Origin of the sequence: Amycolatopsis sp. NPDC051716 (genome assembly GCF_040681595.1) — a bacterium.
Taxonomy (GTDB): domain Bacteria; phylum Actinomycetota; class Actinomycetes; order Mycobacteriales; family Pseudonocardiaceae; genus Amycolatopsis.
Genome location: NZ_JBFAZA010000060.1, coordinates 1 through 21,416, shown reverse-complemented (window position 1 = coordinate 21,416; position 21,416 = coordinate 1). Strand labels below are relative to the sequence as shown.

Sequence of the window (21,416 nt, the reverse complement as noted above, 5' to 3'; positions counted from 1 at the left end):
CGGCTTGGTTGTTCCCGCTTTTCGTCCTTTGATTGTTCGACACCGGAGAGCGCGGCGGGGACGAGGGGCGGGGGAGGTGTAGGGCGGTGGTTGGTTTCTGAGGGCGGGTGCCGGTTGAGGGCCGCCCGGTGGTGGGTGGTTCGCTCAAGTTGGCGGGTGGCGGGCGATCATCTCGTCGACCTCGTCGCCCGTTGCCGAATCCGCCACGAACGGGCCGCGGGCCGCGATCACCCCGAGCTGGCGGAGCCGGGCCGCCTGCTCGTGCGTGCGCACCCCCTCAGCCCCCACCCGCAGGTGCAGCTCGCGGGCGCGGGTGATCAGCTGCGTCAAGTGGCGCAGGTCGGGCTCCGCCGGGTCGTCCGTGTCCAGTGCGTCGACCACCGGGCCCGAGAGGATCACGTGCCGCACCGGGAGGCGGTGCTGGGGGATCAGCTCCAGGTCCGCCGACCCGGAGATCGTCAGCACCAGCTGGGCGCCCAAGTCGGCCAGGACCGCCAGGGAGTCCAGGACCTCGCCGCGGGGGTCGAGCATCGAGTCGCGGTCCGTGCACAGCCTCAGCGCCCGTGCCGGGAGCTCGTGCTTGTCCAGCTGCTCCTTCACCAGCAGCACCAGGTCCGGGTCGATGGCCAGCCGGGCCGGCAGCCGCACGCAGACGTCCGGTGCCGCGTCGCCCAGGTGCGTGCGCCAGCGGGCCGTCGCCGCCAGGGATTCGGCGAGGAGCCAGCGGCCCAGCGGCACCGTCATGCCCGTGGTCTGGGCCAGCGGGTAGAACTCGTCGGAGCCGAGCTCGCCCTTCTCCGGGTGGTTCCAGCGCAGCCCGGCGTTGACCGCGGCGAGCTCGTCCGGCCGGGACAGCTTCACCGTGGGCTGGTAGACGAGCGAGAACTCGCCGTTCTCCAGCGCGCCGGCGATCACCGCGCCCAGCTGGTAGCGGCCGCGGTCGCGGGCGTCCAGCTCCGGGTCGAACAGCATCCACTGCGCCTTGCCGGCCTCCTTGGCCCGGTGCAGCGCGATTTCCGCCGCCCGCAGCAGTTCCGCGGCGCCGCCCTCGACCGCGGCGCGCACGACGATGCCCGCGCTCGCGCTGACGCCGATGCCGTGCCCGCCCAGGTAGATCGGCTCGTTGAGGTCCTCCAGGGCCCGCTCGACGAGCCGGACGACCTCGGTCGCCGCCAGCTCGCCGCGCAGCAGCACCGCGAAGCCGTCGCCGGACAACCGGGCGACGAACCCGTCGTGGTGGCCGGTGAACACCGCCGACAGCTTGTTCGCGACCCCGCGCAGCACCTGATCGCCGACCCCGGCGCCGAGACCGTCGTTGATCACCTTGAAGCCGTCGACGTCGAGGTAGATCAGCGCGATGTCGTCGCGCGCGCCGGCGCCGAGCGCGGCTTCGAGCTTGGTGGTGAACGACGAAGCGTTCGGCAGCCCGGTCAGCGGGTCGTGCACGTTCTGGTGCAGCAGCCGCTCCTGCAGCAGGTGCAGCTCGTTGGCGTCCGACACCATCAGCACCGGGTAGACCGAGCCGGGCCGGTCACCGGGCAGCCGGGCGAGCGTCACATCGGTCCAGAGCTGGCCGTCTTCGGTGTGGTCGAGCAGCATCCGCTCCTGGTAGCGGTCGCGGCCCGTGCGCACCTGCTCCAAGCCCGCCTTGAGCCGCGAAACGTCGTGGTCGGTCGAGCCGAGGTCGGTGATGTGCCTGCCCCGCAACCGATCCGGCGAGCAGCCGAGCAGCTGGCCGAGGGCGAGGTTCGCCTCCACGATGGCGCCGTCGGGGTCGGCCAGCGCGATCCCCATCGGCGACGCGGCGTACAGCGCGGTGAACCGCAGCAGCGCGCCGTCGTGCTGCGAGCCGGCTTGGTCGACCGCTTCGTTCGCGACCTCGAGCAGCAGGGCCTCGAGCTCCTCCGGGGGAAGCGTTACTCCTTTGGTGTCGGCCAACGTCGCCGCCCACCGGCGCGCCACGTCCAGTAGCCCTGACGCGGCACCGGGTTCAGGCACACTCCACCTCTTCACGCACAGGTATGGCCAGGTCGGACACGGTGTCGGGGATCATGAAGCCACACCAGGCAGCCTTCGCCCACGATCGATGCCACGCCATCATGTGCGTGACGGGGTGTCTACCGGCTGAACGAGTGAACGAATCTCCACAAACGGTAACTTTTCGTTACCTAGTGTATGCGGTGGTGGACGGATGCCGGGTCAGCGGGGGGTCAAGTGGACCGGCAGACCGTCCGCCGGCACCGGCAACGAGACGTAATCCCAGCGCGCGGTGTAACTCTCCGGAACCGACCAGCGGTACGCCCGCAGTAGTTCGTGCATCAGCAACTTCACCTCGAGACCGCCGAAGTGCAGCCCGATGCACTTGTGCGCGCCGCCGCCGAACGGCATCCACGCCATCCGGTGCGACTTGTCCTCGCGCCGCGGTTCGGCGAAGCGTTCCGGGTCGAACGCGAAGGGGTTCGTCCAGCACTCGGGCGCGAAGTGGTTGACCGTGGGCGAGACGCCGACCAGGGTGCCCGCCGGGATGTAGTGGCCGAGCACTTCGGTGTCCTTGACGGTCTGGCGGGTCAGCGACGGCACCGGCGCGACCAGCCGCAGCGCCTCCTTCATCACGAGGTCGAGGGTCTCCAGCCGCTCCAGCGCCGCGATGTCGGGCAGGTCGTCGCCCAGGGCCAGGGACTCCGCGCGGGCGCGTTCCTGCCACTCCGGGTGCTTGGCCAGGTAGTAGGCCATGGCGCTGCTGGTGATGGTCGTCGTGTCGTGCGCGGCCATCATGAGGAAGATCATGTGGTTGACGACGTCGGTGTCGGAGAACCGGTCGCCGTCCTCGGTGGTGGCCTGGCAGAGCGCGGCGAACAGGTCGTCGCCGCCCGAACGTCGTTTGGCGGGCAGGTTTTCGCCGAAGTAGCGCTCGAGGACCTTCCGGCCGTGCAGCCCGGCCGACCAGCGCCCGCCCGGCACCGGGAAGCGCACGAAGGCGGTGCCGGCCCGCACCGAGCTGACGAACGCGCGGTTGATCCGGGCCGCGTCGCCGCCGCTGCGCATGCCCATGAACACGCGGGTCGCGACGTCGAGGGTCAGCTGCTTGAGCGCCCAGTACAGCCGCGGCCGCTCGCTCGAGCCCCAGCTCGCGACGCCTTCGCGCAGCGCGGGCCCCATTTCGCCGACGTAGCCGGCCAGCCGCGGGCGCGTGAAGGCCTCCTGCATGATCCGGCGGTGCAGGTGGTGCTCGCCGAAGTCCATCAGCATCAGGCCGCGCTCGAAGAACTTCTCGATGAAGAACTTCCAGCCCTCCTGCGAGAACGCCTTGTCCTTGTTGACGAGCGCGATCTGCGTGGCTTCGGGCCCGGACAGCGCGACGATCCGGCGGCCGAACCCGCCGGTCCACGACACGGGGCCGTAGAGCTCGTAACGGCGAAGCCCGAACGCCGGGCCGAAGCGCATCATCTCGAGCATGTGCCCGACCAGCGGCGGCCCTTCGTCGCCGAGCACCGGCTTGAGGCCGCTGCCCGCGGGCGGCGCCGCGAGTTCCTTGACGGGCCAGCGCGACCGCAGCCAGCGCTCGTCGACCTTGGGCGGCAGGGGAAGCGCGGTCAGTGTCGGCACGCGTTCGCGCAGTGCTTCGGCGGCTCGGCTCACGGTGCCCGGCAAAGTGACCACCTCCTGCGTCGAGATCGGCTGTCCCCCACGATGCACCCTTGTTGACGGTCTGACAACACCTCGCCGGCCCTCTTTTCGGGTGATGCGCGAGAGTGTCGCGGGTCGCGATGACCGGATGCTTGCCGGTTTCTCATTGCGTGCTCGTGGACTTACCCGCCGCTCGCCGGTACTCGCTCGGCGTGACGCCGCGGACCCGTTTGAACGCCGCGCTGAACCCGAAGGCGTCGGCGTACCCGACTTGGCGGGCGACTTCCGAGACGGTGGTGGCGGTCCGCTCGGCCAGCAGGTCCGCCGCGAGCGCCATCCGGCGCCGGGTGAGGTAGGTGAGCGGCGGTTCGCCGACCAGCTCGGCGAACCGCTTGGCCAGGGTCGAGCGGGAAACCCCGGCGCGGGTGGCCAACGCCGCGACCGTCCACGGCGCCGCGGGTTCGTCGTGCAGCAGGCGCAGCGCGGGGCCGGCCACCGGGTCGCGCTGGGCGCTCCACCACGCCGGGGGTTCGCCGCCGGGCCGCTCGAACCACTCGCGCAAGGTGCAGACGAGCATCCAGTCGAGCAGCCGGTCGAGCACCACCTGCTGCCCGGGCGTGTCGGCGGCGACCTCGGCGGCGAGGTGGTCCAGGACGGCGTCGCCGGTGCCCCCGCCGCCCACGCGCAGCACGGCGGGCAGAGCGTCCAGCAGCGGGCGGCTGACCTCCCCGCCGGCCGGGTAGGCGCCCACGATCAGCGTGGTCGGTCCCTCGCCGTCGTCGCGCCAGCCGCGGCGGTACCGCGTCCCGCCCAGTTCCGGTGCGGCGCAGTACTCGCCGTACGCGACGGGCTCGGCGGCAGTGCCGATTTCGTCGACGAAAGTGAACGTCTCCGGGCCGCGTACGACGACGGTGTCGTAGGCGCGCAGCGGCTCGGGGGTGCCCCGCTCGGGGACGATCCAGCCGCCGCCGGACAGCACGGTGCACAGGGTGAGCGGTGCGCCGTCGACGAAGTGCAGCGAAAACGGCGGCGAGAGGGCCGAGCTGCCGAACAGCGAGCCGTGGGCCCGTACGCCGCGGAAGAGGTCGTCCACGCCCTTGAGGTTAGACGAATGGACAGGGATTCCGGCTTCTCACCCATGGGATCGTCCGGACGTGCCCGGTTGAATGGAGGTCATGACCGCACTGACTTCCGACGACCTCGAGTTCCTCCAGCGCCCGTTGCACGGCTTCCTGTCCGTGGCCGCCGGCGAGCCCCGCCCGGTGTGGTTCGAAGCCACCGGCGACGGCCTCATCCAGCTGTTCACCGAACCGGACGCGCTCAAAGTACGCCGTGCGCGCCGCGACCCGCGGGCGTCGATCGTGGTCGCGGCGCCGGTGGGGGAGCGGGAACGGTGGGTGTCGGTGACGGGCCGGGTTTCCGTGGAACCCGACGGCGCCCACGACCTCGCCGCCCGCCTGGCGGCCCGGTACTGGGATCTCGACGACCCGGTGCGCGCCGCCGACCTGGAAGCGATTCTGAAGGGCGACCTGGTGCGCTTGGTGCTCCACCCGGAAACCGTGCGCCGCTACGCCTACTGACGGGAGACGATGCCGACGTGGCCGAGCTGCCCCTCCATGACCGAGCGGGCGCCGCGCTGCTCGCTGTGCGCGCGATCGCGGAACGGGACCTGCCGGCGCTGCCCGCGGCGCTGGTGGTGGCCGTCCACGCCGGCGCCGTCCTGATGATGTTCGACAAGCGTCGCAGGCAATGGGAACTGCCCGGCGGGATGCGCGAGCCCGGCGAAACCTGCCGCGAAGCCGCCGGGCGCGAGCTGGCCGAGGAAACCGGCATCCGCGGCGTGGCGCTGACCTTCGCCGTGGTGGCCGAGTTCGCCCTGACCGAGCCCGCCCGCCGGGAATCCCTCGCCGTCTACCGGACCGGACTGATCACCGCACCGCGGCTGACCCTCGGCGACGAAGGGCTCGGCTTCCGCTGGTGGTCGCCCGGCGACCCCGTCGCGGCGGACATGAGCCCCCTGGACGCGGAGCTGGCCGCGCGAGTGGCCACGACGTGAACCGGCCCCGCCCTGGCGAACCAGGGCGGGGCCGGGGTGCCTCGGGACCTCAGTCCCAGTCGAGCGCGCCGCCCGACTGGTATTCGATGACGCGGGTCTCGAAGAAGTTCTTCTCCTTCTTCAGGTCCATCGCCTCGGACATCCACGGGAACGGGTTCTCGGTCTCGCCGAAGATCGGGGCCAGCCCGATCTGCTGCGCGCGCCGGTCGGTGATGAAGTGCATGTACTGCTCGCACAACTGGGCCGACAGGCCGAGCATGCCGCGCGGCATCGTGTCGCGCGCGTACTTGACCTCGAGCTCGCACGCCTCCTTCAGCATCCCGCGGACCTCCTCCTGGAACTCGGAAGTCCACAGGTGCGGGTTCTCGATCTTGATCTGGTTGATGCAGTCGATGCCGAAGTTCAGGTGGATCGACTCGTCGCGCAGGATGTACTGGTACTGCTCGGCGATGCCGACCATCTTGTTCCGGCGGCCCAGCGACAGGATCTGCGCGAAACCGGTGTAGAACCACATGCCCTCGAAGATCACGTAGAACGCGACGAGGTCACGCAGGAACGCCTGGTCGGCCTCCGGCGTCCCGGTCTCGAAGTCCGGGTCCTCCAGGTGCTGCGTGTACTTCAGCGCCCACGCGTCCTTGTCCGAAATGGACGGAACCTCGCGGTACATGTTGAACAGCTCGCCCTCGACCAGGCCGAGGCTTTCGCAGATGTACTGGAAGGTGTGCGTGTGCACGGCCTCCTCGAACGCCTGGCGCAGCAGGTACTGGCGGCATTCGGGGTTGGTGATCTGCCGGTACACCGCGAGCACGATGTTGTTGGCCACCAGGGACTCCGCGGTCGCGAAGAAGCCCAGGTTGCGCTTGAGCATCTGCCGCTCGTCCTCGGTGAGGCCGTCCTTCGACTTCCACAGCGCGATGTCGGCCTGCATGGCGACCTCGGTCGGCATCCAGTGGTTGTTGCAGCCGGCCAGGTACTTCTCCCAGGCCCAGGTGTACTTCATCGGCAGCAGCTGGTTGACGTCGGCGCGCGCGTTGATCATGCGCTTGTCGTCGACGTTGATCCGGGCGGCGCCGACCTCGATCTCCCCGAGGCCGGTCGCGCCCGTCGTCTCCACGTTGGTCATCTGTACAGGGTTCCTTTACTGGCAGGCTTCGCAGTCGGGGTCGTCGATGCGGCAGGCGGCGCCTTCGGTGGCGACGAAGTCGACGTCCGGCTCGGGCTTGGGCGAAGGCGAAGGCGCGGGAACCGGCGCCGGTGCCGGCGTCGGCGCGGGGGCCGGGGCGGCCGCTGCGGGAGCCGCCGGGGCCGCGGTCGCCGAGACGGCGTTCAGCTTGCCGTCGGTGCCGCGCAGGGTGCTCTTCTCCACGTGCGTCGCCGACTGCGCGCGCAGGTAGTACGTGGTCTTGAGGCCCTTGTGCCACGCGTAGCGGTAGAGCTGGTCGAGCTTGCGGCCGCTCGGCGCCGCGATGTACAGGTTCAGCGACTGCGCCTGGTCGATCCACTTCTGGCGCACCGAACCGGCGTCGACGATCCACTTCGACTCGATCTCGAACGCCGTCGCGTACAGCGCCTTCAGGTCGTCCGGCACGCGGTCGATCTGGCCGAGGCTGCCGTCGAAGTACTTGAGGTCGCTGACCATGACCTCGTCCCACAGCCCGCGCGCCTTGAGCGAGCGGACCAGGTGCGGGTTGACGACGGTGAAGTCGCCGGACATGTTCGACTTGACGAACAGGTTCTGGAACAGCGGCTCGATCGACTGGCCGACCCCCGAAATGTTGGAGATCGTCGCGGTCGGCGCGATCGCCATCACGTTGGAGTTGCGCATGCCCACGGTCTTGACCCGCTCGCGCAGCGGCGCCCAGTCCAAAGTGGACGAGGTGTCGACGTCGAGGCCGTCACCCTGGCGGGCGTCGATGAGCAGCTGCAGCGAGTCGATCGGCAGGATGCCCTTGCTCCACAGCGATCCCTCGAACGACTGGTACTGCCCGCGCTCCTCGGCGAGGTCGGTCGACGCCGAGATCGCGTAGTAGGAGAGGTGCTCCATGGAGACGTCGGCGAACTTCACGGCCTCGTCGGAGGCGAACGGGACGCCGATCTCGAACAGCGCGTCCTGGAAGCCCATGATGCCCAGGCCGACCGGGCGGTGGCGCAGGTTGGAGCGGCGCGCCTCCGGGATCGTGTAGAAGTTGATGTCGATCACGTTGTCCAGCATGCGGACGGCCGTGCGCACGGTCTTCTCGAGGCGCTGGGTGTCCAGGCCTTCGGGCGTGACGTGCTTGAGCAGGTTCACCGAACCGAGGTTGCAGACCGCGACCTCGTCGACGGTGGTGTTCAGCGTGATCTCGGTGCACAGGTTGGACGAGTGCACGACACCGACGTGCTGCTGCGGCGAGCGCAGGTTGCACGGGTCCTTGAAGGTGATCCACGGGTGGCCGGTCTCGAACAGCATGGTCAGCATGCGGCGCCACAGGTCGACCGCGCGGACGCGCCGGAACACCTTGATCTCGCCGCGGTCGGCCATCGCCTCGTACTCGCGGTAGCGGGCGGCGAACTCGTTGCCGTAGAGGTCGTGCAGGTCCGGCGTCTCGTTCGGCGAGAACAGCGTCCACTGCGCGTCGGCCTCGACGCGGCGGAGGAACTCGTCCGGCACCCAGTTCGCGGTGTTCATGTCGTGGGTGCGGCGGCGGTCGTCACCGGTGTTCTTGCGCAGGTCGAGGAACTCCTCGATGTCGACGTGCCACGTCTCGAGGTACGCGCAGGCCGCGCCCTTGCGCTTGCCGCCCTGGTTGACCGCGACGGCGGTGTCGTTGGCGATCTTGAGGAACGGCACGACACCCTGGGACTGGCCGTTGGTGCCCTTGATGTGCGCGCCGAGGCCGCGGACCGGGGTCCAGTCGTTGCCGAGGCCGCCCGAGTACTTGGCCAGCAGCGCGTTGTTCTTGTACGCCTGGAAGATCGAGTCCAGGTCGTCGTCCACCGTGGTCAGGAAGCAGGACGACAGCTGCGGGCGCGTGGTGCCCGAGTTGAACAGCGTCGGCGTCGAGGCCATGAAGTGGAAGCTCGAGAGCAGCTCGTAGAACTCGATGGCCCGGGCTTCGCGGTCGTCCTCGCGGATCGCGAGACCCATGGCGACGCGCATGAAGAACGCCTGCGGCAGCTCGAAGCGGGTGCCGTCGTGGTGCTGGAAGTACCGGTCGTACAGCGTCTGGAGGCCGAGGAAGCCGAAGTCGAGGTCGCGCTCCGGACGGATCGCGGCGGTGATCTTGTCGAGGTCGAAGCGCTGCAGCTCGGCGTCGACCAGCTCCAGCTCGATGGCGCGGCGCAGGTAGGCGCGGAAGTACGCGGGGTACTCGGTCGCCATCTCGTCCTGGCTGGCCAGGCGCGGCTTCTTCGCCAGGTAGCTCAGCGCCTCGCCGCGCAGCTTGTCCAGCAGCAGCCGGGCGGAGACGTAAGAGTAGTTCGGCTCCTGCTCGACCAGCACGCGGGCGGCCAGCACCTGGGCCAGGGCCAGCTCGTCGGCGCTGATGCCGTCGTAGAGGTTGCGCTTGGCCTCGGCCAGCACCGGCTCGGCGCTGACGTCTTCGAGACCGGCGACGGCCTCGCCCACGACGTGGGACACGCGGGCCCAGTCGAGCGGGCGCAGGACGCCGTCGGTGCCCTTGACGTTCAGCGAGACCTCGGTCGCGGCCGGCTTGGCGGCCTCGCGGGCCTTGGCGCGCTCGTCGCGGTAGAGGACGTAGGCGCGGGCGACCTTGTGGTGCTCACCGCGCATGAGGGCGAGCTCGACGATGTCCTGGATCTGCTCGATGTGCAGGGCGGTCTCGGGGCCGGCGTGACGCAGCAGGGTGGTCTCCACCTGCTGGGTCAGCTCCGCGACGACGTGGTGCACGCGGGAGGACGCGGCGGCGTCGCCGCCCTCGACCGCGAGGAACGCCTTGGTCAGCGCGACCGAGATCTTCCCGGCGTCGAACGGCGACACGCTGCCGTCCCGCCGGATGACCCGGATCGCGGTGGGTGAGGCGGTCCCGGAGGGCCGCTGACCGGTTTCGACTGACATGCGTGTCTCCACTGTGCTCTCGAAAAAATGGGCGCGTTCGATCGCCGCACGGCCGAAAACGGCCGTGCGCTGCAGGTTCTCCAAAGCTGCCCGGCCACCCTCTGCAGCGGTCTCCCCGTCGCTGGGGGCTGCCGGTTCTCAGAGACTACATGTAGGGGTCGCTATGCGCGCGCGCCCCCAGATGGCGTGTCGTGAGTTCACTCTGACGGGATTACGTGATCACCGAGAGGCGCTGCTCAAGCCCCGAAAACCAGCTCGCTGCCGGGCAGGGCGAGGCTCAGGAAGGGGCGTCGGCCGGCCAGGTAGCCGAGCGGTCCGCTCGCGTTGACCGTCCAGTCGGCCGCGGCGAGTTCGGGCCGGATCTTCGCGGCGACCGGGGTGCGCACGGGGGTGCCGTCGCGGTCCTGGAGGACGTCGAACCGGCTGGGGAGGGAGAGCGGCGAACCCGGCCTCGGTGTGAAGGCCGCGGTGGCGATCCAGTCGTCGCCGGTCGCCGCGGTGTACGTGCGGTCGGTGAACTGCAGGGCCGCGAGGTCCTTCGGGATGGCCCACAGCTCGCGGCCGCCGGCGAGGGAGACCGCGGAGTCGACCCAGATCTGCGTGATCGTGCACGTGGTCCGCTTCCCGCGCACCGGGACGGCGGCGAGCAGCTCGTGGTAGCCGAGCTGCCCGGGCTCGCGGTAGGCGATCCAGGCGGTGAACACCGTGGTGTACCCGGCGAGGGACAGGGCGCCCGGGTGCACCTCGTGCGCGGGGACCCGCCAGATCGACACGTGGGCGTCGGCGACCAGGTTCCAGGGCTGCGGCGGGTACGAGGTCATTTCTCCAGCCAGGGCAGGTAGTCGGGCAGGTCCTTCTCGACGCGCATGCCGAACGACGGCGGCCGCTTCTGCAGGAACGACAGGACACCCTCGACGGCGTCCGGGTTCGCGCCGAGGCCGCCGATCAGTTTCGAGTCGAGCTCGTGCACGGGGAACGGCGAATCGGCGCTCGCCATCCGGTAGAGCAGCTGGCGGGTCACCGCGACCGACACCGGGGCGGTCTTCTCGACGATCTCTCGCGCCAGCTCGTACGCCGCGTCGAGCACGGTCCCGGTCTCGACGACCGTGTGCACCAGGCCTTTTTCGACGGCTTCGACCGCCCCGAAGACCCGGCCGCTGATCATCCAGTCGAGCGCGGTGCCCATCCCGACGAGCCGGGGGAGGAACCAGGCGGAGGCGCCTTCGGGGTAGATGCCGCGGCGGGTGAAGACGAAGCCGAACCGGGAGTCCGCCGAGGCGAGCCGGTAGTCGCACGCCAGCGTGATGGTGATGCCCCCGCCGACGGCGGCCCCGTGCAGGGCGGCGATCACGGGCTTGTTCATGGTGAAGATCCGCTTCGAGCACCGGCCGGCGGGCTCCTGCCACTCCCGGCCCGGCCCCTCGGCGGGGTCGAAGTCGAAGCCGCCCTGCGAAAGGTCGGCCCCGACGCAGAAGTCCGTCCCGGCCCCGGTCAGCACGACCACGCGGACGTCCTCGTCCCGATCGGCGCGGTCCATGGCGGCACCGAGCTCGTCGGCCATCCGGATCGTGTAGCCGTTGCGGGCCTCGGGCCGGTTCAGCGTGACCGTGGCGATCCGGTCCGCGACGGCGTAGGTGATCTCGGCGTAGTCGGCCATGCGACGAAGCTATTGCAGTCCGGCACTACTGGCAAGATGTCAATAGTGGGTTCGCAGCGTCCGGAGCGAAACAATCAGGCGTGCTTGATTTTTCTCCCCGCCGGTGCCACGCTGGCCCGAGACGCAAGGAGGCGGGCGATGGCGGATCTCGGCGTGATCCTCGGGGATCTCGACGCGGAGACACGGACGATCGAAGACGTGGTGGCGAACCTGCCCGCGGCGGACTGGGCGCGGCCGACACCGGCCGAAGGGTGGACGATCGCGCACCAGATCGCGCACCTGGCCTGGACCGATCGCAAGTCCCTGATCGCGGCCGCGCACCCGGAAGACTGGCCGGCCGAGGTCGAAGAGCTCCTCAAAGGCGGGGAGACCTACGTCGACGACGGGGCCGCGGCCGAAGCGCAGCGGCCGCCGGGGGAGATTCTCGAAGACTGGCGCGAAGGGCGCGCATTGCTCGCCGCGGCCCTCGCCGCCGTCCCCGAGGGGCAGAAGCTGCCCTGGTACGGGCCGCCGATGAGCGCCGCCTCGATGGCCACCGCGCGGATGATGGAGACCTGGGCGCACGGCCAGGACGTCTTCGACGCCCTCGGCCTGACCCGCGAGCCCACCGCGCGGCTGTGGCACATCGCCCGCTTCGGCACCCGGACCCGCGACTTCGCCTACAAGGTCCACGCGCTCGCGCCGCCGCCCGAGGAGTTCCGCGTCGAACTGACCGCGCCCGACGGCTCCACCTGGGCGTTCGGCCCCGAGGACGCCGAGCAGAAGCTCACCGGCACCGCGGTGGACTTCTGTCTCGTCGTCACCCGGCGGCGGCACCCGGCCGACACCGACCTGGTCGCCCACGGCGCCGACGTCGAGGAATGGCTCGGCATCGCGCAGGCCTTCGCCGGCCCGCCGGGGAACGGCCGCAAGCCGGGGCAGTTCACGTGACCTACCGCATCGGCAACGCGTCCGGGTTCTACGGCGACCGCTTCTCCGCCGTGCGCGAGATGCTCACCGGCGGCCCCCTCGACGTCCTGACCGGCGACTACCTGGCCGAGCTGACCATGCTCATCCTCGGCCGCGACCGGATGAAGGACGCGAACCGCGGCTACGCCAAGACGTTCCTCCGCCAGATGGAGGAAAACCTCGGGCTGGCGCAGGAAAACGGCGTCAAGATCGTCGCCAACGCGGGCGGGCTGAACCCGGCCGGGCTCGCGCACGCGCTGCGCGAGCTGGCCGGGAAACTGGGGCTCGACGTCAAGATCGCGCACGTCGAAGGCGACGACCTGGTGGCGCGGGCCGAGGAGCTGGACCTCGGCAAACCGTTGACCGCCAACGCCTACCTCGGCGCCTGGGGCATCGTCGAATGCCTCAACGCGGGCGCCGACGTCGTCGTCACCGGGCGCGTCACCGACGCCTCCGTCATCGTCGGCCCGGCCGCCGCGCACTACGGCTGGGCCCGTGACGACTTCGACGCCCTCGCCGGCGCGGTCGCCGCCGGGCACGTCATCGAATGCGGCGCCCAGGCCACCGGCGGCAACTACGCCTTCTTCACCGAGCACTCCCTCGGCGTGCCCGGGTTTCCGATCGCCGAGATCGAAGCCGACGGTTCGAGCGTCATCACCAAGCACCCCGGCACCGGCGGCGTGGTCAACGCCGGCACGGTCACCGCGCAGCTGCTGTACGAAATCACCGGCGCGCGGTACGCCGGGCCGGACGTCACGACCCGGTTCGACACGCTCTCGCTGACCGAGGACGGACCCGATCGCGTGCGCATCTCCGGCGTCCGCGGGGAAGCTCCGCCGCCGGCGCTGAAGGTCGCGCTGAACACCCTCGGCGGGTTCCGCAACGAGACGACGTTCGTCCTCACCGGACTCGACATCGAGGCGAAAGCCGCGCTGGTCCGGGAACAGCTCGAAGCGTCCATGAAGGACCGGCCGCCGGCCGACGTCCGCTGGACCCTCGCGCGCACCGACCACCAGGACGCCGACACCGAACAGACCGCGAGTGCGCTGCTGCACGTCGCCGTCAAGGACGCCGACCCCAAGGTCGCCGGCCGCGCGTTCACCGGCGCGGCCGTCGAACTCGCGCTGGCCAGCTACCCCGGGTTCCACGTCACGGCACCGCCGTCGGACGCCTCGCCGTACGGTGTCTACACCGCGGCCTACGTGGACGCGGGCGAGGTCCCGCACGTCGCCGTGCTGCCGGACGGGATGCGAGTCGACATAGCACCCTCGACGTCCACCCAGGACTTGTCCGAAGTGGATGAACCGGCGCTGCCCGAACCCCTCGGCCACGGGCCGGTGCGGCGGGTGCCCCTCGGCACGATCGCCGGCGCGCGCAGCGGCGACAAGGGCGGCAACGCCAACCTCGGCGTCTGGGTGCGGTCGGAAGAGGCGTGGCGCTGGCTGGTGCACCGGCTGACCGTCGCCGAGTTCAAGCTGCTGCTGCCCGAGACCGCGGACCTGCCGGTGACGCGGTACCTGCTGCCGAACCTGCGGGCGATGAACTTCGTCGTCGAAGGCCTCCTCGGCGAGGGAGTCGCGTCGCAGGCCCGGTTCGACCCGCAGGCCAAGGCGCTCGGTGAGTGGCTGCGGTCGCGGGAGATCGACGTCCCGGAGGTCCTGCTGTGACCGACCCCTTCCGGACGCCCGAACGGGCCGAGCTGCGCAAGACCGTGCGGAAGTTCGTCGAGCAGGAGGTCCTGCCGCACCTCGACGACTGGGAGCGCGCCGGCGAACTGCCCCGGGACCTGCACCGCAAGGCCGGCGACCTCGGCCTGCTCGGCGTCGCCTTCCCGGAAGAGATCGGCGGCGGCGACGGCAACTACCTCGACGCTCTGGTCGTCGCGGAGGAAATGCACTACGCGGGTGGTTCCGGCGGGCTCTTCGCGTCGCTGTTCACCTGCGGCATCGCCGTGCCGCACATCGCCGAGGCGGGCGACCCGGTGCAGGTCGAACGCTGGGTGCGGCCGACCCTGGCCGGGGCCAAGATCGGCTCGCTCGCGGTCACCGAGCCGGACGGCGGCTCCGACGTCGCCGGGATCCGGACCACCGCCGTCCGCGAGGGCGACGAGTACGTCATCAACGGGGCCAAGACGTTCATCACCTCCGGGTGCCGCGCGGACTTCGTGACGACGGTCGTGCGGACCGGCGGTGACGGTGCCCACGGGCTCTCGCTGATCGTCGTCGAGCGCGGGACACCGGGGTTCACGGTGAGCCGCAAGCTCGAGAAGATGGGCTGGCTCTGCTCCGACACCGCCGAACTGTCCTACATGGACGTCCGGGTGCCGGTGGAGCACCTGGTGGGCGCCGAGAACAGCGGGTTCGCGCAGGTGGCCACCCAGTTCGTCACCGAACGGCTGTCGCTGGCCGTGCAGGCGTACGCGCACGCCCAGCGCGCGCTCGACCTGACGCTGGACTGGTGCCGGCTGCGCGAGACGTTCGGCCGTCCGCTCATCTCGCGGCAGGTGGTCCAGCACAAGCTCACCGAAATGGCGCGGAAGATCGACGTCGCCCGCAGCTACACCCGGCAGGCCGCGATCCGGCACGTCTCCGGTGAAGAGGTCATCGCCGAAGCCTGTTTCGCCAAGAACACCGCCGTCGAGGCCGCCGAGTGGGTGGTCAACGAGGCCGTCCAGCTGCACGGCGGGCTCGGCTACATGCGCGAGTCCGAAGTGGAGCGCCACTACCGCGACGTCCGGATCCTCGGCATCGGCGGCGGCACCACCGAGATCCTCACCGGCCTGGCCGCGAAGCGATTGGGATACACCTCGTGACTGCTCTGAGGTCCACAGTGGACACGCGGGCCGCCGAGTTCGGCGCGAACCGCGAGGCGATGCTGGAGAAGCTCGCCGAGATCGACGCCGAGCACGCCAAAGCCGTCGCCGGCGGCGGCGAGAAGTACGTCGAGCGGCACCGCAAGCGCGGCAAGCTCCTCGCGCGGGAACGCATCGAGCTGCTCCTCGACGCGGATTCGCCGTTCCTGGAGCTGTCGCCGCTGGCCGCGTGGGGCACCGACTACCGCGTCGGCGCGAGTCTCGTCACCGGGATCGGCGTCGTCGAAGGCGTCGAGTGCCTGATCTCGGCCAGCGACCCGACGGTCAAGGGTGGCGCGAGCAACCCGTGGACGACGAAGAAGAGCTTCCGGGCCGCGGACATCGCCGCGCAGAACCGGCTGCCGTCGATCAACCTCGTCGAGTCCGGCGGCGCGGACCTGCCGACGCAGAAGGAGATCTTCATCCCGGGCGGCCGGATCTTCCGGGACATCACGCGGGCCTCAGCCGCGGGCTGCCCGACGATCGCGCTGGTCTTCGGCAACTCTACCGCCGGCGGCGCGTACCTGCCGGGCATGTCGGACTACGTCGTGATGGTCAAGGAACGCGCGAAGGTGTTCCTCGGCGGGCCGCCGCTGGTGAAGATGGCGACCGGGGAGGAGTCCGACGACGAGTCGCTCGGCGGCGCCGAGATGCACGCGCGGACCTCGGGCCTGGCCGACTACCTGGCCGCCGACGAGCAGGACGCCATCCGGCTCGGCCGGAACATCGTCAAGCGGCTCAACTGGACCAAGCAGGGGCCTTCGCCCAAGCCGGACTACGAAGAGCCGCTCTACGACACCGAGGATCTGCTCGGCATCGTCCCGACCGACCTCAAGGTGCCGTTCGACCCGCGCGAAGTGATCGCCCGCGTCGTCGACGGCTCCGACTTCGACGAGTTCAAGCCGCTCTACGGCTCGTCGCTGGTGACGGGCTGGGCGAGCATCCACGGCTACCCGGTCGGCGTCCTGGCGAACGCGCAGGGTGTGCTGTTCGGCGAGGAGTCGCAGAAGGCCGCGCAGTTCATCCAGCTGGCCAACCAGATCCACACCCCGCTGGTGTTCCTGCACAACACGACCGGCTACATGGTCGGCAAGGAGTACGAGCAGAGCGGCATCATCAAACACGGCGCGATGATGATCAACGCCGTCTCGAACTCGAAGGTGCCGCACCTGTCCGTCCTGATGGGAGCGTCCTACGGCGCCGGGCACTACGGGATGTGCGGCCGCGCCTTCGACCCCCGCTTCCTGTTCGCCTGGCCGAGCGCGAAGTCCGCGGTGATGGGCCCGGCACAGCTGGCCGGCGTGCTGTCCATCGTGGCCCGCGCGGCGGCCGAGAGCCGCGGCCAGGAGTACAACGAGGACCACGACAAAGCCATGCGTGCCATGGTGGAGGGCCAGATCGAGGCCGAGTCGATGCCGATGTTCCTCTCCGGCATGCTCTACGACGACGGCATCATCGACCCGCGCGACACCCGCACCGTGCTGGGGCTGAGCCTGTCCGCGATCCACAATGGACCAGTGAAGGGCGCCGAGGGCTTCGGCGTCTTCCGGATGTGAGCGAGCGATGATCCAGAACCTGCTGGTCGCCAACCGCGGCGAGATCGCTCGCCGCGTCTTCCGCACCTGCCGCGACGCCGGGATCGGCACCGTCGCGGTGTTCTCCGACGCCGATGCCGCCGCGCCGCACGCCCGGGAGGCCGACGCGGCCGTCCGGCTGCCCGGCAACGCGCCGTCCGAGACGTACTTGCGGGCCGAGCTGCTGGTCAAGGCCGCGGCCGAGACCGGCGCCGACGCCGTTCACCCCGGCTACGGCTTCCTGTCCGAGAACGCCGCGTTCGCCCGCGCCGTGCTCGACGCCGGGCTCACCTGGGTGGGCCCGCCGCCCGAGGCCATCGAGACCATGGGCTCCAAAGTGGAGTCGAAACGGCTGATGGCCGCGGCCGGGGTGCCGGTCCTGTCCGAACTGGACCCGGCGTCGGTGACCTCCGAAGACTTGCCGTTGCTGGTCAAGGCGTCCGCCGGCGGTGGTGGCCGCGGCATGCGCGTGGTCCGGTCGCTCGACGAGCTGGCCGAGGCGGTGGAAGGCGCCAGTGCGGAGGCCGCGTCGGCGTTCGGCGACCCGACCGTGTTCTGCGAGCGCTACCTGGAGACCGGGCGGCACATCGAAGTCCAGGTGCTCGCCGATCGGCACGGCACGGTGTGGGCGGTGGGGGAGCGGGAGTGCTCGATCCAGCGCCGCCACCAGAAGGTCGTCGAGGAGGCGCCCTCGCCGTTCGTCGACGACGCCATGCGCGCGGAGCTGTTCGACGCCGCGCGCAAGGCCGCCCAGGCGATCGACTACGTCGGCGCGGGCACGGTCGAGTTTCTCGCCGGGCCCGACGGCCGGTTCTACTTCCTTGAGATGAACACCCGGCTGCAGGTCGAGCACCCGGTCACCGAGAACGTCACGGGGCTCGACCTGGTCGCCTTGCAGCTGCGGATCGCCGAGGGCGAGCGCCTCCCGGCCGAGCCACCACCCTCGGTGGGGCACTCCATCGAGGTCCGGCTCTACGCCGAGGACCCGGCGGCGGGCTGGCAGCCCCAGAGCGGCACCCTGCACACGTTCGACGTGCCCGATGTGGACCGTCAGTTCACCGAAGGCGCCGGGCTCCGGCTGGACTCCGGCTTCGAGAGCGGCTCGGTGGTGGGCGTCCACTACGACCCGATGCTCGCCAAGGTGATCACCTGGGCACCCACTCGCGCCGAAGCGGCGAGGCGGCTGGCGAAGGCCCTGGCCGCGGCGAAGATCCACGGTGTGGTCACCAACCGCGATCTGCTGGTGAACATCCTCCGCCACGAGGCTTTCCTGGCCGGGGAGACGGACACGGCGTTCTTCAACCGCCACGGCCTCGACACCCTGGCCGCCCCGCTGGCCACAGTGGACACCGAACGGCTCTCGGCCCTCGCGGCGGCGTTGGCGGACGCGGCGGGCAACCGGGCGTCGGCCACCACGCAGAGCAGGCTCCCGAGTGGCTGGCGCAACGTCCGCTCGGCCGGGCAGCGCAAGGTCTTCTCGGTCGCGGACCGCGAGTACGAGGTCGGCTACTCGCTCACCCGCGACGGCCTGAAGGCGGACGGGTTCGAAGCCGAGCTGGTGTCGGCCGAGCCGGGGCGGGTGGTCCTGGACGTCGCCGGGGTGCGGCGCGCATTCGACGTCGCCCGCCGTGACGGAACGTCCTATGTGGACTCTGCGCTCGGTTCGGTCGCGCTGACGGCGGCCCCGCGGTTCGCCGACCCGGACGCGGCGCTGGCCGCCGGTTCGCTGGTCGCGCCGATGCCGGGCACCGTCGTCCGGCTCGCGGTGCAGGCCGGGGACGCGGTGAAGGCCGGCGACCCGCTGCTGTGGCTCGAAGCGATGAAGATGGAACACCGGATCGCCGCGCCCGCCGACGGCGTGGTGACCGAGCTGCCGGTGACCGTGGGCCAACAGGTCGAAGTGGGCACGATCCTAGCTGTGGTGGGAGACGAAGCATGAACGCCATGAACTTCATCGAGCCGGAAGAGCGGATCGCGCTCCGGAAGGCCGTCGCCGAACTCGGCGCCAAGTACGGCCACGAGTACTACGCCCGCAAGGCCCGCGCCGACGAGAAGACGCACGAACTCTGGGACGAGGCCGGCCGGCTGGGCTACCTCGGCGTCAACATCCCCGAGGAGTACGGCGGCGGGGGCGCGGGCATCGCCGACCTCGCCGCGGTCCTCGAAGAACTCGCCGCCGCGGGTTCGCCGCTGCTGCTGATGGTCGTCTCGCCGGCCATCTGCGGCACCGTCATCTCCCGGTTCGGCACCGAAGAGCAGAAGAAGCAGTGGCTGCCCGGCATCGCCGACGGCAGCAAGCGGATGGTCTTCGCGATCACCGAGCCGGACGCCGGGTCGAACTCGCACAAGATCACCACCACCGCGAAGCGGGACGGCGACGGCTGGGTCCTCAACGGACGCAAGGTCTACATCTCCGGCGTCGACGAGGCCGACGCGGTGCTCGTCGTCGGCCGCATGGAGGACTCGAGGACCGGCAAGCTCAAGCCCGCGCTGTTCATCCTGCCGACCGGGACCGAGGGCTTCGAATACACGAAGATCCCGATGGACATCGTCGCGCCGGAGGACCAGTTCTCGCTCTTCCTCGACGACGTGAAGCTCCCGGCCGAAGCGCTGGTCGGGGAGGAGGACGCGGCGATCGCGCAGCTGTTCGCGGGCCTCAACCCGGAACGCATCATGGGCGCGTCGTTCTCCCTCGGCATCGCGCGGTACGCGCTGGCCAAGGCCGTCGGCTACGCGAACGAGCGGCGGGTCTGGGGCGCGCCGATCGGCACCCACCAGGGCCTCGCGCACCCGCTCGCCGAGATCAAGATCGAGCTGGAACTCGCGAAGCTGATGACCCAGAAAGCGGCGTCGCTCTACGACTCCGGCGACGACTTCGGCGCGGGGGAGTCGGCCAACATGGCGAAGTACGCCGCCGCCGAAGTCGCCATCCGGGCCACCGACCAGGCCGTGCAGACCCACGGCGGCAACGGCCTGGCCACCGAATACGGCCTCGGCACGCTCGTGACGGCGGTGCGCCTGGGCCGGATCGCGCCGGTCAGCCGCGAGATGGTGCTCAACTTCGTCGGCCAGCACAGCCTCGGTCTCCCGAAGTCCTACTAGGAGCCGATATGTCTACTTTGGACGGCAAGACGATCATCATGTCCGGCGGCAGCCGCGGCATCGGCGAGGCGATCGCGCTCCGGGCGGCCGCCGACGGCGCGAACGTGGCGCTGCTGGCCAAGACGGGTGAGCCGCACCCGAAGCTGCCCGGCACGATATACACGGCGGCCGAAGCGATCGAGAAGGCGGGCGGCCACGCGCTGCCGATCCTCGGCGACGTCCGCGACGACGACGGTGTCGCCGCCGCGGTGGCGAAGGCCGCGGAGCAGTTCGGCGGCATCGACGTCGTCGTGAACAACGCCAGCGCGATCGACCTGACCCCGACCGACCAGGTCAGCATGAAGCGCTACGACCTGATGCAGGACATCAACGCGCGCGGCACGTTCCTGCTGTCCAAATTGGCCATCCCGCACTTGCGCCGGTCCGCGAACCCGCACATCCTGACGCTGTCGCCGCCGATCAGCCTCGACGAGAAGTGGTTCACCGCCGGGCACCTCGCCTACAGCATCGCCAAGTACTCGATGAGCCTGGTGACCGTCGGGCTCGCCGCGGAACTGAAGGAGGACGGTGTCGCGGTCAACTCCCTGTGGCCGCGCACCACGATCGACACCGCGGCGATCCGCAACGTCGTCGGCGCGGAACTGGCTTCGCGCAGCCGGACGCCGGCGATCATGGCCGACGCCGCCCACGCGATCCTGACCAAGCCCAGCCGGGAGGTCACCGGCCACTTCTTCCTCGACGACGAGGTGCTGCGGGCCGCAGGCGTCACCGACTTCGCGAAGTACCGCATCGGCGACACCGCGGAGGAAGACCTGCAGCTCGACTTCTGGGTGGACCCGGCTTGACCGGCATCCGCGAACCCCAGCAGGAGCGCAGCCGCACCACGCGGCGGCGCTTGGTCGAGGCCGCTCTCGACAGCTTCGGCGAGCGCGGCTGGCACGGCGTGACGGTGGCCGGGATCGCCGAGCGGGCGGGTGTTTCCCGCGGCGCGGCGCAGCACCACTTCCCGGCCCGCGAGGACCTCGTGGTGGCGGCGGTCGACCTGCTCGGCGAAGCCCAGATCGACGAGCTGCGCGCCCAGGCGGCCGGCCTGCCGAGCGGGGCGTCCCGCATCGAGCGCGTCGTGGAGATGGTGCTCAACCTGTACACCGGCCCGCTGTTTCGCGCGGCGCTGCAGCTGTGGTCGGTGGCGGCGACCGACGAGGCGCTGCGGGACGTGCTGGTGCCCCTGGAAGCCCGGGTCGGCCGCGAGGCGCACCGCGTGACGGTGGAGCTCCTCGGCGTCGACGAGTCCCGGCCGGGGGTGCGGGAGCTGGTCCAGGCCACCCTGGACCTGGCCCGCGGGCTCGGCCTGGCCAATCTCCTGACCGACGACACCCGCCGGCGGCGTCAGATCGTGCGCGAATGGGCCCGCACGCTGGAGCTGCGGCTGACCTAGTGTCGCGCGTCGCAAGTTTGTTTGACGTCCGGGAAGAGCGCCCCAATGTGGCCTTCGGTGCGTTGAACGCACCCAAGGCGGCCTTCGGTGCGTTCAACGCACCGAA

At 70.5% G+C, this 21,416-nt stretch carries 17 protein-coding genes; 10 read left to right on the top strand and 7 right to left on the bottom strand.

Annotation, left to right across the window (positions count from 1 at the left end; genetic code table 11):
- Positions 1 to 144: 144 nt before the first annotated feature.
- The 3 genes from AB0M30_RS45110 to AB0M30_RS45100 all read right to left on the bottom strand — a co-directional run bounded on the left by AB0M30_RS45110 (position 145) and on the right by AB0M30_RS45100 (position 4,720).
- Positions 145 to 1,962, bottom strand: coding sequence for a diguanylate cyclase (locus AB0M30_RS45110; protein WP_364598153.1), 1,818 nt, complete (start codon positions 1,960 to 1,962; stop codon positions 145 to 147).
- A gap of 237 nt (positions 1,963 to 2,199) precedes the next feature.
- Complete coding sequence (locus tag AB0M30_RS45105; RefSeq protein WP_364598150.1) at positions 2,200 to 3,660, bottom strand: cytochrome P450; 1,461 nt, start codon at positions 3,658 to 3,660, stop codon at positions 2,200 to 2,202.
- A 130-nt stretch (positions 3,661 to 3,790) separates the two neighbouring features.
- Positions 3,791 to 4,720, bottom strand: a complete 930-nt coding sequence (locus tag AB0M30_RS45100) for an AraC family transcriptional regulator (RefSeq protein ID WP_364598105.1) — start codon at positions 4,718 to 4,720, stop codon at positions 3,791 to 3,793.
- An 82-nt stretch (positions 4,721 to 4,802) separates the two neighbouring features.
- Between AB0M30_RS45100 and AB0M30_RS45095 the strand changes: the two genes are divergently transcribed.
- Both AB0M30_RS45095 and AB0M30_RS45090 read left to right on the top strand, forming a co-directional pair.
- Positions 4,803 to 5,207: a pyridoxamine 5'-phosphate oxidase family protein gene (locus AB0M30_RS45095; protein WP_364598102.1), complete on the top strand. Its 405-nt coding sequence runs from the start codon at positions 4,803 to 4,805 to the stop codon at positions 5,205 to 5,207.
- Positions 5,208 to 5,224: 17 nt separating this feature from the next.
- Entirely contained in the window at positions 5,225 to 5,683 is a 459-nt protein-coding gene (locus tag AB0M30_RS45090) for an NUDIX hydrolase (protein WP_364598099.1), read from the top strand.
- A 49-nt stretch (positions 5,684 to 5,732) separates the two neighbouring features.
- Here AB0M30_RS45090 and AB0M30_RS45085 read toward each other — a convergent pair whose 3' ends face one another.
- The 4 genes from AB0M30_RS45085 to AB0M30_RS45070 all read right to left on the bottom strand — a co-directional run bounded on the left by AB0M30_RS45085 (position 5,733) and on the right by AB0M30_RS45070 (position 11,397).
- Positions 5,733 to 6,806: a ribonucleotide-diphosphate reductase subunit beta gene (locus AB0M30_RS45085; RefSeq protein ID WP_103336199.1), complete on the bottom strand. Its 1,074-nt coding sequence runs from the start codon at positions 6,804 to 6,806 to the stop codon at positions 5,733 to 5,735.
- A gap of 15 nt (positions 6,807 to 6,821) precedes the next feature.
- Positions 6,822 to 9,740, bottom strand: coding sequence for a ribonucleoside-diphosphate reductase subunit alpha (locus tag AB0M30_RS45080; RefSeq protein ID WP_364598096.1), 2,919 nt, complete (start codon positions 9,738 to 9,740; stop codon positions 6,822 to 6,824).
- A gap of 236 nt (positions 9,741 to 9,976) precedes the next feature.
- A complete protein-coding gene (locus AB0M30_RS45075) occupies positions 9,977 to 10,561 on the bottom strand; it encodes an acetoacetate decarboxylase family protein (RefSeq protein ID WP_364598093.1) in 585 nt (194 codons plus the stop codon).
- Positions 10,558 to 11,397, bottom strand: a complete 840-nt coding sequence (locus AB0M30_RS45070; protein ID WP_364598090.1) for an enoyl-CoA hydratase-related protein — start codon at positions 11,395 to 11,397, stop codon at positions 10,558 to 10,560. The genes AB0M30_RS45075 and AB0M30_RS45070 overlap by 4 nt, the downstream gene beginning before the upstream one ends.
- Before the next feature lie 138 nt (positions 11,398 to 11,535).
- Here AB0M30_RS45070 and AB0M30_RS45065 point away from each other — a divergent pair, with 138 nt between their 5' ends.
- The 8 genes from AB0M30_RS45065 to AB0M30_RS45030 are packed head-to-tail and all read left to right on the top strand — an operon-like array spanning position 11,536 to position 21,310.
- Entirely contained in the window at positions 11,536 to 12,327 is a 792-nt protein-coding gene (locus tag AB0M30_RS45065; protein ID WP_364598087.1) for a TIGR03084 family metal-binding protein, read from the top strand.
- A complete protein-coding gene (locus AB0M30_RS45060; RefSeq protein WP_364598084.1) occupies positions 12,324 to 14,012 on the top strand; it encodes an acyclic terpene utilization AtuA family protein in 1,689 nt (562 codons plus the stop codon). Before AB0M30_RS45065 ends, AB0M30_RS45060 begins: the two co-directional genes overlap by 4 nt.
- Positions 14,009 to 15,157, top strand: coding sequence for an acyl-CoA dehydrogenase family protein (locus AB0M30_RS45055; RefSeq protein ID WP_364598081.1), 1,149 nt, complete (start codon positions 14,009 to 14,011; stop codon positions 15,155 to 15,157). Before AB0M30_RS45060 ends, AB0M30_RS45055 begins: the two co-directional genes overlap by 4 nt.
- Entirely contained in the window at positions 15,154 to 16,752 is a 1,599-nt protein-coding gene (locus tag AB0M30_RS45050; protein ID WP_364598078.1) for a carboxyl transferase domain-containing protein, read from the top strand. Before AB0M30_RS45055 ends, AB0M30_RS45050 begins: the two co-directional genes overlap by 4 nt.
- Positions 16,753 to 16,759: 7 nt before the next feature.
- On the top strand, positions 16,760 to 18,709 hold the full coding sequence (locus AB0M30_RS45045; RefSeq protein WP_364598075.1) for a biotin carboxylase N-terminal domain-containing protein: 1,950 nt from the start codon (positions 16,760 to 16,762) through the stop codon (positions 18,707 to 18,709).
- Positions 18,706 to 19,872, top strand: coding sequence for an acyl-CoA dehydrogenase (locus AB0M30_RS45040; RefSeq protein ID WP_364598072.1), 1,167 nt, complete (start codon positions 18,706 to 18,708; stop codon positions 19,870 to 19,872). Before AB0M30_RS45045 ends, AB0M30_RS45040 begins: the two co-directional genes overlap by 4 nt.
- A gap of 8 nt (positions 19,873 to 19,880) precedes the next feature.
- Entirely contained in the window at positions 19,881 to 20,717 is an 837-nt protein-coding gene (locus AB0M30_RS45035; protein WP_364598069.1) for an NAD(P)-dependent oxidoreductase, read from the top strand.
- Positions 20,714 to 21,310, top strand: a complete 597-nt coding sequence (locus AB0M30_RS45030) for a TetR family transcriptional regulator (protein ID WP_285990127.1) — start codon at positions 20,714 to 20,716, stop codon at positions 21,308 to 21,310. Before AB0M30_RS45035 ends, AB0M30_RS45030 begins: the two co-directional genes overlap by 4 nt.
- The last annotated feature ends 106 nt before the right edge of the window (positions 21,311 to 21,416 follow it).

Coding starts and splice junctions, on each gene's coding strand:
- AB0M30_RS45095 (WP_364598102.1), top strand. CDS start 4,803: ATGACCGCACTGACTTCCGACGACCTCGAGTTCCTCCAGCGCCCGTTG.
- AB0M30_RS45085 (WP_103336199.1), bottom strand. CDS start 6,806: ATGACCAACGTGGAGACGACGGGCGCGACCGGCCTCGGGGAGATCGAG.
- AB0M30_RS45080 (WP_364598096.1), bottom strand. CDS start 9,740: ATGTCAGTCGAAACCGGTCAGCGGCCCTCCGGGACCGCCTCACCCACC.
- AB0M30_RS45075 (WP_364598093.1), bottom strand. CDS start 10,561: ATGACCTCGTACCCGCCGCAGCCCTGGAACCTGGTCGCCGACGCCCAC.
- AB0M30_RS45070 (WP_364598090.1), bottom strand. CDS start 11,397: ATGGCCGACTACGCCGAGATCACCTACGCCGTCGCGGACCGGATCGCC.
- AB0M30_RS45065 (WP_364598087.1), top strand. CDS start 11,536: ATGGCGGATCTCGGCGTGATCCTCGGGGATCTCGACGCGGAGACACGG.
- AB0M30_RS45045 (WP_364598075.1), top strand. CDS start 16,760: ATGATCCAGAACCTGCTGGTCGCCAACCGCGGCGAGATCGCTCGCCGC.
- AB0M30_RS45040 (WP_364598072.1), top strand. CDS start 18,706: ATGAACGCCATGAACTTCATCGAGCCGGAAGAGCGGATCGCGCTCCGG.
- AB0M30_RS45035 (WP_364598069.1), top strand. CDS start 19,881: ATGTCTACTTTGGACGGCAAGACGATCATCATGTCCGGCGGCAGCCGC.